This is a genomic window from Flintibacter faecis (genome assembly GCF_014287875.1).
Lineage (GTDB): Bacteria > Bacillota > Clostridia > Oscillospirales > Oscillospiraceae > Lawsonibacter > Lawsonibacter faecis_A.
Genome location: NZ_JACOPN010000015.1, coordinates 1 through 14,440 on the forward strand (window position 1 = coordinate 1; position 14,440 = coordinate 14,440).

Sequence of the window (14,440 nt, forward strand, 5' to 3'; positions counted from 1 at the left end):
TCGGACATAGTTTGCTTGCTCCTTTCGAATGTTTGTGTGGTAACTTCATTCTACCAGAGCCTGCAAGCTATGTCTTCTTTTATGCTCTTTTTAATTTGCGCAAGTTATTGTACATTATCTCGGTTTAAATATAAGTATCGTTCATTTTTGGACTATCCGGTGGGAAAAATTTTTTTAGTTTTTTTTAGTTTTCGGACAGCCTAGCTCTCAGGCCGGAATAGCGGCGGGTCTGGCGGTCGTTGGAGACCATATAGGCCACCGTCTGGTCGTCGCCCACGATGATAAATAACTCTTTGGCCCGGGTGATGGCGGTGTACAGCACGCTGCGGGACAGGAGCATGGGAGCCCCATCCAGAGCGGCAAGGATCACCGCCCGATACTCCGCCCCCTGGGCCTTGTGTACCGTGACGGCGAAGGCCGGCTCCAGCTCCCCCAGCATATCCGGGGTGTATTCCACCACCCGTCCGTCAAAGTCCACCGTGACCACATCCCGGTCGATGGTGCGGACCACGCCGATGTCCCCGTTGAACATCCCCATGCCGGAATCAGCACCCCCGTCCTCCCGCCAGAGCACGTCGTAGTTGTTCTTCACCTGCATCACCCGGTCCCCCGCACGGAAGACCCAGTCGCCGAAGCGCCGCTCCCCCTTTCCATCCAAGGGCGGGTTCAGGGCGGCCTGGAGGGCCTGGTTCAGGGCCTTCGTCCCCGTGGTGCGCCGCCGGGTGGGGGAGAGCACCTGGATTTGGTCCGCCGGGATGCCCATCCGCTCTGGCAGACGGCGGCGGCACAGGTCCACGATGGTGTCCACCGCGCTCTGGCCGTCCCGGCGGGTGAGGAAAAAGAAGTCGTTGTCGTTGCGCTTCAGGTCGGGCAGCTGGCCGCAATCCACCATGTGGGCGTTGCGGATGATGGCGCTCTGGGCCGCCTGGCGGAAGATCTCCGTCAATCGGACGGTGGGCACCGCCCCGCTGCGGATCAGGTCGGAGAACAGATTCCCCGGCCCCACCGAGGGCAGCTGATCCGGGTCACCCACCAGCACCAGGCGGCAGTCCCCCCGCAGAGCCTGGAGCAGGGCTGCCATCAAGGTCACATCCACCATAGATGTCTCGTCCACGATGACTGCATCGGCGCTTAACGGCTCGTCCGCGTCGTGGGTAAAGACCAGCTTGCCCGTGTGGGGGTCAAAGGCGGTCTCCAGCAGGCGGTGGATGGTGGAGGCCTCTGTGCCGCACAGCTCCCCCAGCCGCTTGGCCGCCCGGCCCGTGGGGGCGGCTAGGGCGGTGTCCAGACCCATAGCCTCGAACAGGGCCAGCACCCCCCGCAGACAGGTGGTCTTGCCCGTGCCCGGGCCGCCGGTGAGCAGCATCACCTGCCGCTGGGCGGCCAGCTCCACCGCCTGGCGCTGCTGGGGGGCATAGGTGATGCCCTGGTCCCGCTGGATGCGCCGCAACAGCCCCTCCATATCGCCGGGGGGCAGCAGCTCGTTTTCGCTCATCTCCCGGATGCGCCAGGCGATGAGCGTCTCCGCCTCATACAGGCTGGGGAGATAGACCCCGTCCTGCCCGGCCACCCGCTCCCGCTCCACGCAGCCCCGGACGGCTAAATCGTCCAGACAGTCCTCCAGCTCCTCCCCGGGCACGCCCAGCAGCTGGGCGGTGGCCCCCACCAGCTTGCCATAGGGCAGGAAGGTGTGGCCGTTATTCAGATTGTGGGTCAGCTCGAACAGCAGGCCGGCCTCCAGCCGCTGGGGGTCCTCCGTCTCAACCCCCAGGGACAGGGCCAGGGCGTCGGCCTGGGCAAAGTCCACGCCGAACTCCTCCCCCACCAGCAGATAGGGGTTGGCTTTCAGGGCCTCCAGCGCCACGTCGCCATAGCACCGGCGCAGCTGGGGCACCAGCTCCAGGGGCAGACCGTGCTCCCCCAAGAACTCCGCCAGACGCTGCATCCCCATCTGCTGACGGAACACGTCCCCGATCTGCCGGGCCCGTTTGGGGGAGATGCCCCGGATACGGGTGAGCTGCTCCGGGTCGTCCTCGATGACCTGGAACACGTCCTCCCCGAATTCCTCCACCAGCAGCCGGGCGGTGGCCTTGCCCACCCCCTTCACGGCCCCAGAGGCCAGATAGTGATAGATCTCCTTCAGGCCCTGGGGCAGGCGGCGCTCCACCACCTCCGCCTTGAACTGGGAACCATAGGTGGGGTGCCGGGTCCAGCGGCCCCGCACGGACAGGTATTCTCCCGGGGAGATGCCGGGCATAGCGCCCACCACGGTGGTCTCCTCCTCCCCGCAGTCCAGGCGCAGGATGGTATAGCCGTTCTCCTCGTTCTGATAGATGACGGCGGAGACTGTCCCCTCCAGCACCTGTGCCTGTGTTGTAACTTCTTCCAAGGGACAAGCCCCCTTTTCTCTGGTGTGATCAAGATGCAGACCCTCTCCGCCCAGTGTTTCCACTGGGCACCTCCCCCACAGGGGGAGGCAAGTAAGAGTCTGGCCGCACCCCCTTGGCTCCCCCCGTGGGGGAGCTGGCACGGCGCAGCCGTGACTGAGAGGGCTAATTCCTAACTTGACAAATGTACTCCTCCAGCGCCGATGCCGGCCACAGGGCCAGGTCGGGCCAGCGGAGGGTAAGGCGCAGGGCCAGTTCCCAGCCCTGGGGGGTCAGGTCCACGTCGGCGATGACCACCGGGCAGGACAGCAGTCCCAGGCCCCGCAGCCACATCAGCCCCCGCACCGTCTGCTCCAGCTCCTCCCCCGCCCCCCGTCCGGCGATGACCAGCCGGACGTTCCGGGCAGGGATGGGCCGCAGCAGCCGCCCCAGCAGCACCCAGCCCAGGGCGCACAGGCCCAGCACACACAGGACGCACAGCGCCCCCTCCATCCAAAGCTCCATCGGGCAGCACCTCCGGGCCATTCTATGCCCGGGGCCGCCCCTTCCGTTACACTGCGCCGGAAAACAGATTGATGCCCATGTGGGTCAGTCCCAGCATGATACATCCGGCGGTAAGTACCCCCAGCACCACGGCGGGCAGGGCGTTTTTCAGCCGCATGTCCAAAAAGGCCGCCGCCAGGGAGCCCGTCCAGGCCCCCGTCCCCGGCAGGGGGATGGCCACGAACAGCCACAGCCCCAGCGTCTGATACCGGCGGACCTTCTGCCCCTTCAGATGGGCCTTGGTCTCCATGCGGTCGATCAGGCCGTTCATCCGGGGGAAGTATTTCCGCAGCAGCAAAAAGACCCGGCGAATATACACAATGATAAAGGGGCTGGGGATCAGATTGCCCACCACCGCCGCGGGAAAGGCCAGGTAATAGGGCAGCCCCATGGCCACCCCAAAGGGCAGCCCGCCCCGCAGCTCTACGATGGGGATCATGGACACCAGCATGGTGAACACAAATTTTCCCTGTGTTGTGGCCGTCAGCCAATTTAAAAGTTCCATTTGTTGACCTCATTTATGGGTGTTTTGTGGATCATCCCAGCATCTTCTTCAGATACTGCCCCGTGTAGGAGCCGGGGCAGGCCGCCACCTCCTCCGGGGTGCCGGTGCAGACGATGGTGCCGCCGCCGTCGCCCCCCTCGGGACCCAGGTCGATAAGGTGGTCGGCGGTTTTGATCACGTCCAGGTTGTGCTCGATGACCACCACGGTGTTGCCCGTGTCCACCAGCTTCTGCAGCACCTCGATAAGCTTGTGGACATCGGCGGAGTGCAGGCCGGTGGTGGGCTCGTCCAGGATATAGATGGTCTTGCCTGTGGAGCGCTTGGACAGCTCGGTGGCCAGCTTGATGCGCTGGGCCTCGCCGCCGGACAGCTCGGTGGAGGGCTGGCCCAGCTTTACATAGCCCAGGCCCACCTCCTCCAACGTTCTCAGGCGGTTATAGATGCGGGGCAGGTTCTCGAAAAAGGGCAGGGCCTCGTCCACCGTCATCTCCAGCACGTCATAGATGCTCTTGCCCTTATAGCGCACCTCCAGGGTCTCCCGGTTATACCGGCGGCCCTTGCACACCTCGCAGGGCACATAGATGTCGGGCAGAAAGTGCATCTCGATCTTGATGAGGCCGTCGCCGGTGCAGGCCTCGCACCGGCCGCCCCGGGTGTTGAAGGAGAAGCGGCCCGGGCCATAGCCCCGGCTCTTGGCGTCGGGGGTGGAGGCGAACAGGTCCCGGATGTCGTTGAACAGCCCGGTATAGGTGGCGGGATTGGAGCGGGGTGTGCGGCCGATGGGGCTCTGGTCGATGTTGATGACCTTGTCCAGATACTCCTCCCCCTCGATGCGGTCGTGCTTGCCGGGGCGGACCTTCACCCGGTTCAGGTCGGCCCCCAGCTTTTTGTACAAGATCTCGTTGACCAGGGAGGACTTGCCGCTGCCCGACACGCCGGTGACGCAGGTGAAGGTGCCCAGAGGGATGGCCACGTCCACATGGCGCAGGTTATTTTCTGCCGCACCGAACACCTTCAGCCAGTGCCCATTCCCGCTCCGCCGCTGGGCGGGGACGGGAATTTTCTTTCTGCCGGACAGATAGTCCCCGGTGACAGAGCCGGGGGTGTTCATCACTTCCTCCGGCGTTCCGGCGGCCACCACACGGCCCCCGTTCACCCCGGCCCCGGGGCCGATGTCCACGATATAGTCGGCCTGGCGCATGGTGTCCTCGTCGTGCTCCACCACCAGCAGGGTGTTGCCCAGGTCCCGCAGCTGCTTCAGGGTGGCCAGCAGCTTGTCGTTGTCCCGCTGGTGCAGGCCGATGGAGGGCTCGTCCAGAATATACAGCACCCCCATCAGGGAGGAGCCGATCTGGGTGGCCAGGCGGATGCGCTGGCTCTCCCCGCCGGACAGAGTGCCCGCCTCCCGGGACAACGTGAGGTACTGCAGTCCCACCGAGCGCAAAAAGCCCAGGCGGTTTTTGATCTCCTTCAAAATCTGGGCGGCGATCATGGTCTGGGTGGGATCCAGCTCCAGATGCTCCATAAAGTCCAGGGCATCGCTGACGCTCTTGCGGCAATAGCTGTCGATGTCCAGCCCGCCCACGGTGACGGCCAGGGACTCCCGCTTCAGCCGTCGGCCCCGGCAGGTGGGGCAGGGGCACTGGCTCATGCACTCCTCCAGCTCCCGCTTCACGCTGTCCGACTGGGTCTCCCGATAGCGGCGCTCCAGATTGTTCACGATGCCCTCAAAGGGCTGGTACAGGGTCCCCTGGCCCCGGGGCTGGTCATAGTGCAGCGTCAGCTTCTCCCCCCCGGTGCCGTACAGGATCACGTCCATGATCTCTTTCGGCAGGTCTTTTATGGGGGTGTTCAGCTTGAACTTATATTTCTTGGACAGGGCATCGAAGTACATCCGGGAGATGCCGTCCCCCTTCACGTTGTTCCAGCCCGAGGCGGTGATGGCCCCCTCCACAATGGACAGATCCTTGTTTGGGATGATGAGGTCCGGGTCGATCTTCATCTGGGAGCCCAGGCCCATACAGGTGGGGCAGGCCCCGAAGGGGTTGTTGAAGGAGAACATCCGGGGGGTCAGCTCCTCCATGGACACGCCGCAGTCCTCGCAGGCGTAGTTCTGGGAGAACAGGATGTCACGGTCCTCCCCCACCACGTTCACCACCACCAGCCCCCCGGCCAGGTTGGCGGCGATCTCCACGCTGTCGGTCAGGCGGCGGGCGATGTCGGGCCGGATGACCAGCCGGTCCACCACCACGTCGATCTCGTGCTTTTTGTTTTTCTCCAGCTTGATCTCCTCGGACAGGTCATAGGCAATGCCGTCCACCCGGCAGCGGACATAGCCCGACTTGCGGGCATCCTCGAATATCTTGGCGTGCTCCCCCTTCTTCCCTCGGATCACCGGGGCCATGACCTGGATGCGGGTGCCCTCGGGCAGGGCAAGCACCTGGTCGATGATCTGGTCCACCGTCTGCTGCTTGATCTCTTTGCCGCAGATGGGGCAGTGGGGCGTGCCCACCCGGGCCCACAGCAGACGGAGATAGTCATAGATCTCCGTCACGGTGCCCACGGTGGACCGGGGGTTCTTGCTGGTGGTCTTCTGGTCGATGGAGATGGCGGGGGACAGGCCGTCGATATAGTCCACATCCGGCTTCTCCATCTGGCCCAGGAACATCCGGGCGTAGGAGCTGAGGGACTCCACATACCGCCGCTGTCCCTCGGCATAGATGGTGTCAAAGGCCAGGGAGGACTTGCCCGATCCGGACAGCCCCGTGAGCACCACCAGCTTGTCCCGGGGGATGCTCACGTCGATGTTCTTCAGGTTGTTCACCCGCGCGCCTTTGACTGTGATATGAGTGTGCATTGGTCTTCTCCTTTTCCCCGTCAGGGGGAGTCGTTTTGATCTACCAAACCGGGGTCAATTTGGTCAGGGGGAGCAGATAGCTGAACAGGGTCGCCCCGGTCAGCAGCAGCATTCCCACCAGGGCGGCCGCCACCGAAATGTCAGAGGGCTGGGCCTGTTCCCCGTCCTTCACCAGCCAGTTCATCCTGGCTTGGAGCAGCTGCTTGTAAAACAGCACATACAGCACGGTGAAGAGGGCCAGGGCTGTGGCCTTGACATAGTCGGTCCAGCTCCCCCGCTGAGACAGCCGGGGTCCCATGACCAGCTGGATCACGTTGTACAGCTGGGGCTGGTGGACGGTGTGGTAATCCGCCGAAGTGGTGACGCCCACGATCTCCCCGGTGGAGGTGGTGGCATAGATGCCCGGTGTCCAATCGTCATAGTCGGTGCCGTCCTCCCACACCAGACCTCTGGACCAATAATCATTTAACATCCGGCCTGGGGAGGCATAGCCGCCCCGAAAGACCACCGTACCCTCCCGGCGCACCTCCACCCCGATCTGGCCGCTGGGCCAGGGGTCCTCCGGGTCGTAAGGGGGCCGGGCCGTGGGGTCCCGTTTCACCTGATAGGGGCCGTAGGTCTCCTCCCCCCAGCGGTAGGTGACGGTGTCCCCGGTGACGGAGAACTCCGCACTCTGTCCGTCCAGCTTGCCGGAGTAGCGGACGGTCTCCCCCGCCTGGGTGCGGACCAGCAGGGCCTTTTTGCCGTCCATTCCGACGCAGACCAGCCCCGGGTGGCTCTGGAACCAGAACGCCAGGCCGGTAAAGGCCGCGATCATCACGATCAGCAAAAGCAGCAGGATGCGTTGATAGACGCTCAGGGCCGAAAACGGGCTCTTCTTTTCCCACGGTTCTCTCTTTTCCATGGTATACCCTCCTGTTCTGTTGTTGATACGCCCCGGTCACCCGGTCCGGTTTACACGGTGAGGTCCGCCGTCTTTCCCCCCACTAAGGCGATGAGGTCAGCGGGGGCCAGCTCCACCTGATAGCCGATCTTCCCGGCGGAGACGGTGATGGTGTCCAGGATCTCCGCCGTCTCGTGGAAGACGGTGGGGAACTGCTTCTTCATGCCCACCGGGGAGCAGCCCCCGTGGACATAGCCCGTGAGGGGCAGCAGTTCCTTCTGGTGGATCATGGCGATGGACTTCTCCCCCACCGCCTTGGCCGCCTTTTTCAGGTCCAAACTGTCCCCCACGGGGATGTCGAACACATAATAGCCCCCGGAGGCCCCCCGGGCCACCAGCGTCTTGAACACGCACTCCGGGTCCTGGCCCATAGACCGGGCCACGGTGACGCCGTCCACCGCCACCCCCTCCTCGTGGGGATAGGTGTGGGCGGTATAGGCCACCTTCTTCTGCTCCAAAACCCGCATCACATTGGTCTTTTCGTCTTTTTGCTTTGCCATGGTATTCCCTCTGTTTCTGAAAAAAATTTTACTTCTCGCTCCTGGGCTGGATTCGTATCAATATAGTCCCAAATGTCCAGATAGTCCTGTTCATTTCGTATCACATGGTCGTAATAACCCTTCTGCCAGATAGGTCGGCCCACCGCTTTCGACACGGCTCCTTTGAATTGGTTGATGATGCGTGATATCGTAGGGGCGGCCTGTGGCCGCCCGGCCTCCCGTTGGCTGATTGTGATTATCATGTGGATATGGTCTGGCATAATCACATATTTATCTACGCATACAAATTCATATACGGTGGACAAATTTTGTATCTCCCGGTCTAGTTTTACCCCAATTTCCGATAACAGCGGGCGGCCACAGGCCGCCCCTACAGATGTCCCCCCTGGCTCGCAGTTCTTTTCGTCGGCTTCCCAAAACAGTTTTTCCCGTCCAGCGGTACAGATGGTGATGAAATATGCCCCTGGGTGGCTGTAATCGTAATGGGTCAGGCGGATCTGCTTTCGCTTTTCCCCACCCATATTATTTCCCCCGCAATTCGATGATCTGGTCCCGCAGGGCGGCGGCCAGCTCGAATTCCAGCATTTTGGCGGCCTCTTTCATCTGCTTTTCCAATGCGGCTATCTTGGCGGCCTTTTGCTGCTTGGTCAGGGCGGGGGCGATGCCCTTGCGGGCCTGGGAGTCAGTCTCGTCGGCCTGGGCGGAGATGTCCAGCAGGTCCCGCACCGACTTGATGACCGTCTTGGGCACGATGCCGTGCTGTTTATTATAGGCCGCCTGCTTCTCCCGGCGGCGCTGGGTCTCGTCCATGGCCCGCCGCATGGACGGGGTAACGGTATCTGCGTACATGATGACCTGCCCCCCGGCGTTTCGGGCGGCCCGGCCGATGGTCTGGATGAGGGCGGTCTCGCTGCGCAGGAATCCCTCCTTGTCCGCATCCAGGATGGCCACCAGAGACACCTCCGGCAGATCCAGCCCCTCCCGCAGCAGGTTGATGCCGATGAGCACATGGAAGGTGCCCAGGCGCAGGTCCCGGATGATCTCCATGCGCTCCATGGCGTCGATGTCGTGGTGCATATACCGGACCTTGATGCCAGCCCCCTGGAGATAGGCGGTCAGGTCCTCGGCCATGCGCTTGGTCAGGGTGGTCACCAGCACCCGCTCGTTCTTGGCGGTGCGGGCGTTGATCTCGCCGATCAGGTCGTCGATCTGGCCCTCCACCGGGCGGACCTGGATCTCCGGGTCCAGCAGGCCGGTGGGCCGGATGACCTGCTCCACGATCTGACCGGACCGGGTGCGCTCATACTCCCCGGGGGTGGCGGAGACATAGACCACCTGGTTCACCCGCCGCTCAAACTCCTCAAACTTCAGGGGCCGGTTGTCATAGGCGCAGGGCAGGCGGAAGCCATAGTCCACCAGGGTGGTCTTTCTGGCCCGGTCCCCGTTGTACATGGCCCGGACCTGGGGCAGGGTCACATGGCTCTCGTCAATGAACAGCACAAAGTCCTTGGGGAAATAGTCCAGCAGGGTATGGGGGGGCGAGCCCACGGGGCGGCCCTCGATGACCCGGGAGTAGTTCTCAATGCCGGAGCAGTAGCCCAGCTCCTGCATCATCTCCACGTCGTACATGGTGCGCTGCTTGATGCGCTGGGCCTCGATGAGCTTGTTCTGGCTCTCGAAAAAGGCCACCCGCTCCTCCAGCTCCTTATAAATTTCCTGAATGGCCGCATCCATCTTGTCCTTGGGGGTGACATAGTGGGTAGCGGGCCAGATGGGGATGTTGGTCAGCCGCCGGATGGGGGAGCCGGTGACCACGTTGATCTCGCTGATGCGGTCGATCTCGTCCCCGAAGAACTCCACCCGGATGGCGGTGTCCTTCCAATAGGCGGGCCACACCTCCACCGTGTCCCCCCGGACCCGGAACATGTTCCGCTCGAAGGCGATGTCGTTGCGCTCATACCGGATGGCCACCAGCTTTTTCAGCAGCTCGTCCCGCTCCAGGGTGGCCCCCACCCGCAATGAGACCATCATGGACGCAAAGTCCTCCGGCTCGCCCAGGCCATAGATACAGGAGACGGAGGACACCACGATCACGTCCCGCCGCTCCAGCAGGGAGGCGGTGGCGGACAGACGCAGGCGGTCGATCTCCTCGTTGATGGCCGAGTCCTTTTCGATAAACGTGTCCGTGTGGGGGATATAGGCCTCCGGCTGGTAATAGTCATAGTAGCTGACAAAATACTCCACCGCGTTGTTGGGGAAGAACTCCCGAAACTCGGCGCACAGCTGGGCGGCCAGAGTCTTGTTGTGGGCCAGGACCAGGGTGGGCCGCTGGACCTGCTCGATGATCTTGGCCATGGTAAAGGTCTTGCCCGAGCCGGTGACGCCCAGCAGCGTCTGCTCGTCCAGTCCCATCTCAACGCCATTGGACAGGGCCTGGATGGCCTGGGGCTGGTCCCCGCTGGGCTTGTATTCCGAAACCACCTGGAATTTTGCCATGTTCTCCTCCGATTCCCCGCCGCGGCGGTGCTGCCATTATTCTTGTACGTCCATCATATCAGAACCAATGTTCTAATGCAAGAACAACTTCGCTCCCCCTCCCGCCCGGGAAGGAGAGCGAAATCAGGAATGCTTCTATCGCGGCTCATCTATAACAGTTCATAGACCGGTCTGTGGCCGCCCGCCTCCGACTGGTTCAAAGACAGCACGTCCCCGTCCACAAAGATCAGGTGGTCGATGAGCTCCAGCCCCACCCCGGCCAGGGCGGAGCGGATGACATCGGTGGTCTGCCAGTCGGCGGCGGAGGGAAAGGCCAGGTTGCTGATGTGGTTGTGGGCCAGATACAGCCCGGCGGAGCGCAGACTCATGGCCGCCTCGGCGATGCGGCGGATGTTGATGTCAGAGGCATAGATGCTGCCCTCCGACACCTTGCGCACCCCCAGCACCTTGCCCTTGCCGTCCAGACACAGGACATAGACCATCTCGTTGGCCGCCCCGAAGAAATAGGGGGAGAGAACGGCGGCGGCCTCCTCCGGGCTGTGGATGATCTGTCCCGGCGCGCCCCGCTGCTCCTGGTACCGCCCGCCAATGGAGGGCACCAGCTTCAGCAGTACCGCCGTGTGGTCGCCCACCCCGGGGACCTTCTTCAGCTCCTCCGCCGAGGCATCCAGCACCCCGGCCAGACTGCCGAAGTGGTCCACCAGGCGGTGGGCCAGTTCGTTCACGTCCCCCTGGGGGATGGCGTAGAACAACAGCAGCTCCAGAATGCGGTGGTCGGACCAGCCCTCCACGCCCCGGGCCAGGAATTCTGTTTTGACCCGCTGCCTGTGCCCGCTGTGTCCCGGCATGGTGGACCGACTCCCTTTCTGACGGATTTCTCTGACGGATTTCTTTCCCGCTTTTTTACTGCTTTGCGCCGTACTGCTCCAGATAGGCCTCCATCTTGGCCTTCATGTCATCGTCGATATAGACCTTGCCGTCCACAGGGCGGTTGTGGAGGAAGTCGATGACCTCCCGCACGGTGACGATGGGGAACACCTTGATGCCATAGTCCTGGCGCAGCTCGTCCAGGGTGGAGCAGTCCCGAGTGCCCCGCTCCATGCGGTCCACCGAGACGAACAGGGCCTTCATGTTCACGTCAGCCACATGCTTGAACAGCTCGATGGACTCCCGCACGGCGGTGCCGGCGGTGACCACGTCCTCTACGATGGCCACGTCGTCCCCGTCCTGGGGCTTATAGCCCACCATCGTGCCGCCCTCGCCGTGGTCCTTGGCCTCCTTGCGGTTAAAGCAATATGGCAGGTCCCGGTCATAGCTGCGGTAGAGAGAGGCGGCGGCGGACACAGCCAGGGGGATGCCCTTATAGGCGGGCCCGAACAGGCAGGTGATGCCGTCAGGCATGTTCTCCTGGATGCAGGCGGCATAGTAGTCCCCCAGCTTGGCGGCCTGGGCCCCGGTCTTATAGTTGCCGGTGTTCACGAAATAGGGGGTCTTGCGCCCGCTCTTGGTGGTAAAGTCCCCAAAGGTCAGCACGCCGGAGCGCACCATGAAAGTGATAAATTCCTCTTTATATGTCATGTTCTTAACCTCATTTCGTTTTTTCCCGGCAGTGCCCGGGGAAGTTGGTATCATTATACCATTCTTTTCGCCGGGATACAACAAATAATCGGGGGGACGGCCCCCAATCTAGGAACCGTCCCCATATAGTCGATCTTTTTTCTTTGCTTACCAAGTGTAGTTTGAGGATGCTAAAGAGATCGTTGCCCAATGTGAAGATTTTAATTGTTCTTCTTTGACGTCAGAATTTCCAGCAACATTGATACCTAGTTTTTCTAGTTCGCTTATTAGATCACTAACATTGCCAGGTACAGATTCCCGATAAATTCCAATTCCGATGTTAGGAAATGCGAACGAATACCCGTGTTCATTATCCATGATATTGCCAGTATTGTGATCTGCTAAGATGCGGTATAATTCATCTGCATTTACTTGAAAAGCCTGAATTCCATAGATAATAGGCTGAATATTTCCATGATATCCCCCTAAAAATTCTATGAATTCCAGTCTACCTTTCTCAGAAAAATCAAACCGCAATTCACTGTCAAAGTAGTAGAGCGACTGATCGACAATATCCGGCTGTCCTAATTTCGCTTCGACATCTTCCATCGTACTTCCTAACAAGACTTCTTGATCGTCCCATCTGATTCCTTGTAACGGCAATATCGTGAAATTCATTTAATTTCTCCTTCGATTAGGGAACTGTTACATTAAACCTGTCATCAAGAGCAGTCGATTTTTTGGAGCTAGACATCCTCATTTTCATAATAGTAGAGTCCGAAAAGGATTTCAATAATCAAGGGGACGGTTCTTCTGATTAGGCACTAATCACAAGAACCGTCCCCTTGATTACCCCCGTTGCCACTGATTACTGTTGCATTTGCAGGAGAGTTGTGCTACAATGCCATTCCAAGGAAAGGAGTGGTGAATATCCACCAGGAAAATGCAACTTTTTTCGGACTTTTGATCCCATTTTTGGGTACATCCCTAGGAGCGGCTTGCGTATTTTTCATGCGCCGTTCCCTCAGCGACGTGGTACAGCGCTCCCTCACCGGCTTTGCCGCCGGAGTGATGGTGGCCGCCTCCGTGTGGAGCCTGCTCATCCCCGCCATTGACCAGGCCGCAGCCATGGGCCACTGGGCTTTTCTTCCGGCGTTTATCGGCTTTTGGATCGGCGTGCTGTTTCTGCTGCTGCTGGACCATGCGGTCCCACACATCCACCAGAACAGCGGCCAGACCGAGGGCCCGGCCAGCCGGCTCCAGCGCACCACCATGATGGTGCTGGCCGTCACCCTGCACAACATCCCCGAGGGGATGGCCGTGGGTGTGGTCTACGCCGGATACCTGTCCGGCAGCGCCCAGATCACCGCCGCCGGGGCCATGGCACTGTCCCTGGGCATCGCCATCCAGAACTTCCCCGAGGGGGCCATCATCTCCATGCCCCTGCGGGCGGAGGGGCTGAAAAAGTCCCGGGCCTTTGCCGGGGGCGTGCTGTCCGGGGCGGTGGAGCCTGTGGGCGCCCTGCTGACCATTCTGGCGGCGGAGCACATCGTCCCCGCCATGCCCTATTTCCTCAGCTTCGCCGCAGGCGCCATGCTCTATGTGGTGGTGGAGGAGCTCATCCCCGAGATGTCCCAAGGGAAGCATTCCAATGTGGGCACTGTGTTCTTCGCCCTGGGCTTCAGCGTCATGATGATGCTGGACGTGGCCCTGGGCTGATGTTCCCTGACACCCAATTTTTTTCAGAAAGCAGGTTTTATTTATGTACATGAATCTGAATCGCAATATGCTCCGCCGTCTGGCCGCCGCTGCGCTGGCCGGGACCATGGTGTTCTCTCTGGCCGCCTGCGGCAGTAAGGGCGGCTCCTCCTCCAGCGCCAGCACCAGTTCTTCCAGCTCTTCCAGCACCTCCAGCTCCTCCGCCCAGGACGACGATGCCAAGACCCAGCAGGCCGACGTTCTCTCCGCCATTCTGGTGGACATCAAGGGCAATGTGGAGGTGGGCAGCGCCGGCAGCTCCCTGAAGGCCGTGCCCTATGCCGTCTCCCTGCTGGACTGGGCCTCCTCCAGCACCCTGAGCCAGGAGGAGATCACCGCCATCGTCAATGATATGTTCAGCACCATCCCCGCTGACGACAGCGCCGCCGACGAGTACAACGAGCAGCTGGGCCTGGTGAACGCCGACTGCCAGGTTCTGCTCAGCGACGATGCCCAGGAGCTGCTCAGCGAAGCCGGCTGCACCGACGTGGACACCGCCGCCTGGTCCGAGCAGACTGCCGGGGTGCTGGGCCTGGTCATGGCCGCCGCCGGGGTGGAGGGTTGATTTAAGCCCGCTCTGGTCGACAGCCTTCCCCTCATCCGTAAGGCAGCAATGCTGCTAACGGCTGTGTAGCAACGTAGGAATCCGTATCCCCGTCCAACAGCCTCCCTTGTCAAAGGGAGGTGGCACGGCGCAGCCGTGACGGAAGGATTCCGTCCCCCGTGGTCCCCCTCAGGTGAGAACCCCTGAAGTACCACCGCCGGGCGGCTGATATGTATAGTGCAATAAGATAGTTTACACATCAGGCAACCACATGGTTTACAGTTTTGATACACTAGAGCCATATCGAGGCAGGAAAGGAAGAACGATATGGCCTGGGAAGAAAGGACTGT

General features: G+C 61.4%; 13 protein-coding genes. 2 read left to right on the forward strand and 11 right to left on the reverse strand.

Annotation, left to right across the window (positions count from 1 at the left end):
• Positions 1-184: 184 nt before the first annotated feature.
• The 11 genes from recD2 to H8S55_RS13460 all read right to left on the reverse strand — a co-directional run bounded on the left by recD2 (position 185) and on the right by H8S55_RS13460 (position 12,466).
• Complete coding sequence (recD2, locus tag H8S55_RS13410) at positions 185-2,389, reverse strand: SF1B family DNA helicase RecD2 (RefSeq protein WP_186879318.1); 2,205 nt, start codon at positions 2,387-2,389, stop codon at positions 185-187.
• Positions 2,390-2,552: 163 nt separating this feature from the next.
• Entirely contained in the window at positions 2,553-2,891 is a 339-nt protein-coding gene (locus H8S55_RS13415) for a hypothetical protein (RefSeq protein WP_186879319.1), read from the reverse strand.
• A gap of 46 nt (positions 2,892-2,937) precedes the next feature.
• Positions 2,938-3,435: a COG2426 family protein gene (locus H8S55_RS13420; protein WP_186879320.1), complete on the reverse strand. Its 498-nt coding sequence runs from the start codon at positions 3,433-3,435 to the stop codon at positions 2,938-2,940.
• A gap of 31 nt (positions 3,436-3,466) precedes the next feature.
• Complete coding sequence (uvrA, locus tag H8S55_RS13425) at positions 3,467-6,292, reverse strand: excinuclease ABC subunit UvrA (RefSeq protein ID WP_186879321.1); 2,826 nt, start codon at positions 6,290-6,292, stop codon at positions 3,467-3,469.
• A 40-nt stretch (positions 6,293-6,332) separates the two neighbouring features.
• Positions 6,333-7,196 carry a hypothetical protein gene (locus tag H8S55_RS13430; RefSeq protein WP_186879322.1) on the reverse strand — a complete coding sequence of 288 codons (864 nt, stop codon included), beginning with the start codon at positions 7,194-7,196 and terminating at the stop codon, positions 6,333-6,335.
• 50 nt (positions 7,197-7,246) lie between these two features.
• A complete protein-coding gene (ybaK, locus tag H8S55_RS13435; RefSeq protein WP_147563977.1) occupies positions 7,247-7,735 on the reverse strand; it encodes a Cys-tRNA(Pro) deacylase in 489 nt (162 codons plus the stop codon).
• Positions 7,702-8,256 (reverse strand): transposase, encoded by a 555-nt coding sequence (locus tag H8S55_RS13440; protein WP_186879323.1) that lies wholly within the window; start codon positions 8,254-8,256, stop codon positions 7,702-7,704. The genes ybaK and H8S55_RS13440 overlap by 34 nt, the downstream gene beginning before the upstream one ends.
• Position 8,257: 1 nt before the next feature.
• On the reverse strand, positions 8,258-10,231 hold the full coding sequence (gene uvrB, locus H8S55_RS13445) for an excinuclease ABC subunit UvrB (RefSeq protein ID WP_186879324.1): 1,974 nt from the start codon (positions 10,229-10,231) through the stop codon (positions 8,258-8,260).
• 149 nt (positions 10,232-10,380) lie between these two features.
• A complete protein-coding gene (locus H8S55_RS13450) occupies positions 10,381-11,079 on the reverse strand; it encodes a JAB domain-containing protein (RefSeq protein WP_186879325.1) in 699 nt (232 codons plus the stop codon).
• 55 nt (positions 11,080-11,134) lie between these two features.
• Entirely contained in the window at positions 11,135-11,809 is a 675-nt protein-coding gene (pyrE, locus tag H8S55_RS13455) for an orotate phosphoribosyltransferase (RefSeq protein WP_147563586.1), read from the reverse strand.
• Between the two features lie 147 nt (positions 11,810-11,956).
• Positions 11,957-12,466, reverse strand: a complete 510-nt coding sequence (locus H8S55_RS13460; RefSeq protein WP_186879326.1) for a hypothetical protein — start codon at positions 12,464-12,466, stop codon at positions 11,957-11,959.
• 333 nt (positions 12,467-12,799) lie between these two features.
• Between H8S55_RS13460 and H8S55_RS13465 the strand changes: the two genes are divergently transcribed.
• Both H8S55_RS13465 and H8S55_RS13470 read left to right on the forward strand, forming a co-directional pair.
• Positions 12,800-13,507: a ZIP family metal transporter gene (locus H8S55_RS13465; protein WP_186879327.1), complete on the forward strand. Its 708-nt coding sequence runs from the start codon at positions 12,800-12,802 to the stop codon at positions 13,505-13,507.
• A gap of 43 nt (positions 13,508-13,550) precedes the next feature.
• A complete protein-coding gene (locus H8S55_RS13470; RefSeq protein ID WP_186879328.1) occupies positions 13,551-14,111 on the forward strand; it encodes a hypothetical protein in 561 nt (186 codons plus the stop codon).
• Positions 14,112-14,440: the final 329 nt, after the last annotated feature.

What these genes read in the sequence shown, in the direction of transcription:
- pyrE (WP_147563586.1), bottom strand. Translation starts at nt 11,809, where the DNA reads ATGACATATAAAGAGGAATTTATCACTTTCATGGTGCGCTCCGGCGTG.
- H8S55_RS13440 (WP_186879323.1), bottom strand. Translation starts at nt 8,256, where the DNA reads ATGGGTGGGGAAAAGCGAAAGCAGATCCGCCTGACCCATTACGATTAC.
- uvrA (WP_186879321.1), bottom strand. Translation starts at nt 6,292, where the DNA reads ATGCACACTCATATCACAGTCAAAGGCGCGCGGGTGAACAACCTGAAG.
- uvrB (WP_186879324.1), bottom strand. Translation starts at nt 10,231, where the DNA reads ATGGCAAAATTCCAGGTGGTTTCGGAATACAAGCCCAGCGGGGACCAG.
- H8S55_RS13420 (WP_186879320.1), bottom strand. Translation starts at nt 3,435, where the DNA reads ATGGAACTTTTAAATTGGCTGACGGCCACAACACAGGGAAAATTTGTG.
- ybaK (WP_147563977.1), bottom strand. Translation starts at nt 7,735, where the DNA reads ATGGCAAAGCAAAAAGACGAAAAGACCAATGTGATGCGGGTTTTGGAG.
- H8S55_RS13415 (WP_186879319.1), bottom strand. Translation starts at nt 2,891, where the DNA reads ATGGAGCTTTGGATGGAGGGGGCGCTGTGCGTCCTGTGTGTGCTGGGC.
- H8S55_RS13430 (WP_186879322.1), bottom strand. Translation starts at nt 7,196, where the DNA reads ATGGAAAAGAGAGAACCGTGGGAAAAGAAGAGCCCGTTTTCGGCCCTG.
- H8S55_RS13470 (WP_186879328.1), top strand. Translation starts at nt 13,551, where the DNA reads ATGTACATGAATCTGAATCGCAATATGCTCCGCCGTCTGGCCGCCGCT.
- H8S55_RS13450 (WP_186879325.1), bottom strand. Translation starts at nt 11,079, where the DNA reads ATGCCGGGACACAGCGGGCACAGGCAGCGGGTCAAAACAGAATTCCTG.
- H8S55_RS13465 (WP_186879327.1), top strand. Translation starts at nt 12,800, where the DNA reads ATGCGCCGTTCCCTCAGCGACGTGGTACAGCGCTCCCTCACCGGCTTT.
- H8S55_RS13460 (WP_186879326.1), bottom strand. Translation starts at nt 12,466, where the DNA reads ATGAATTTCACGATATTGCCGTTACAAGGAATCAGATGGGACGATCAA.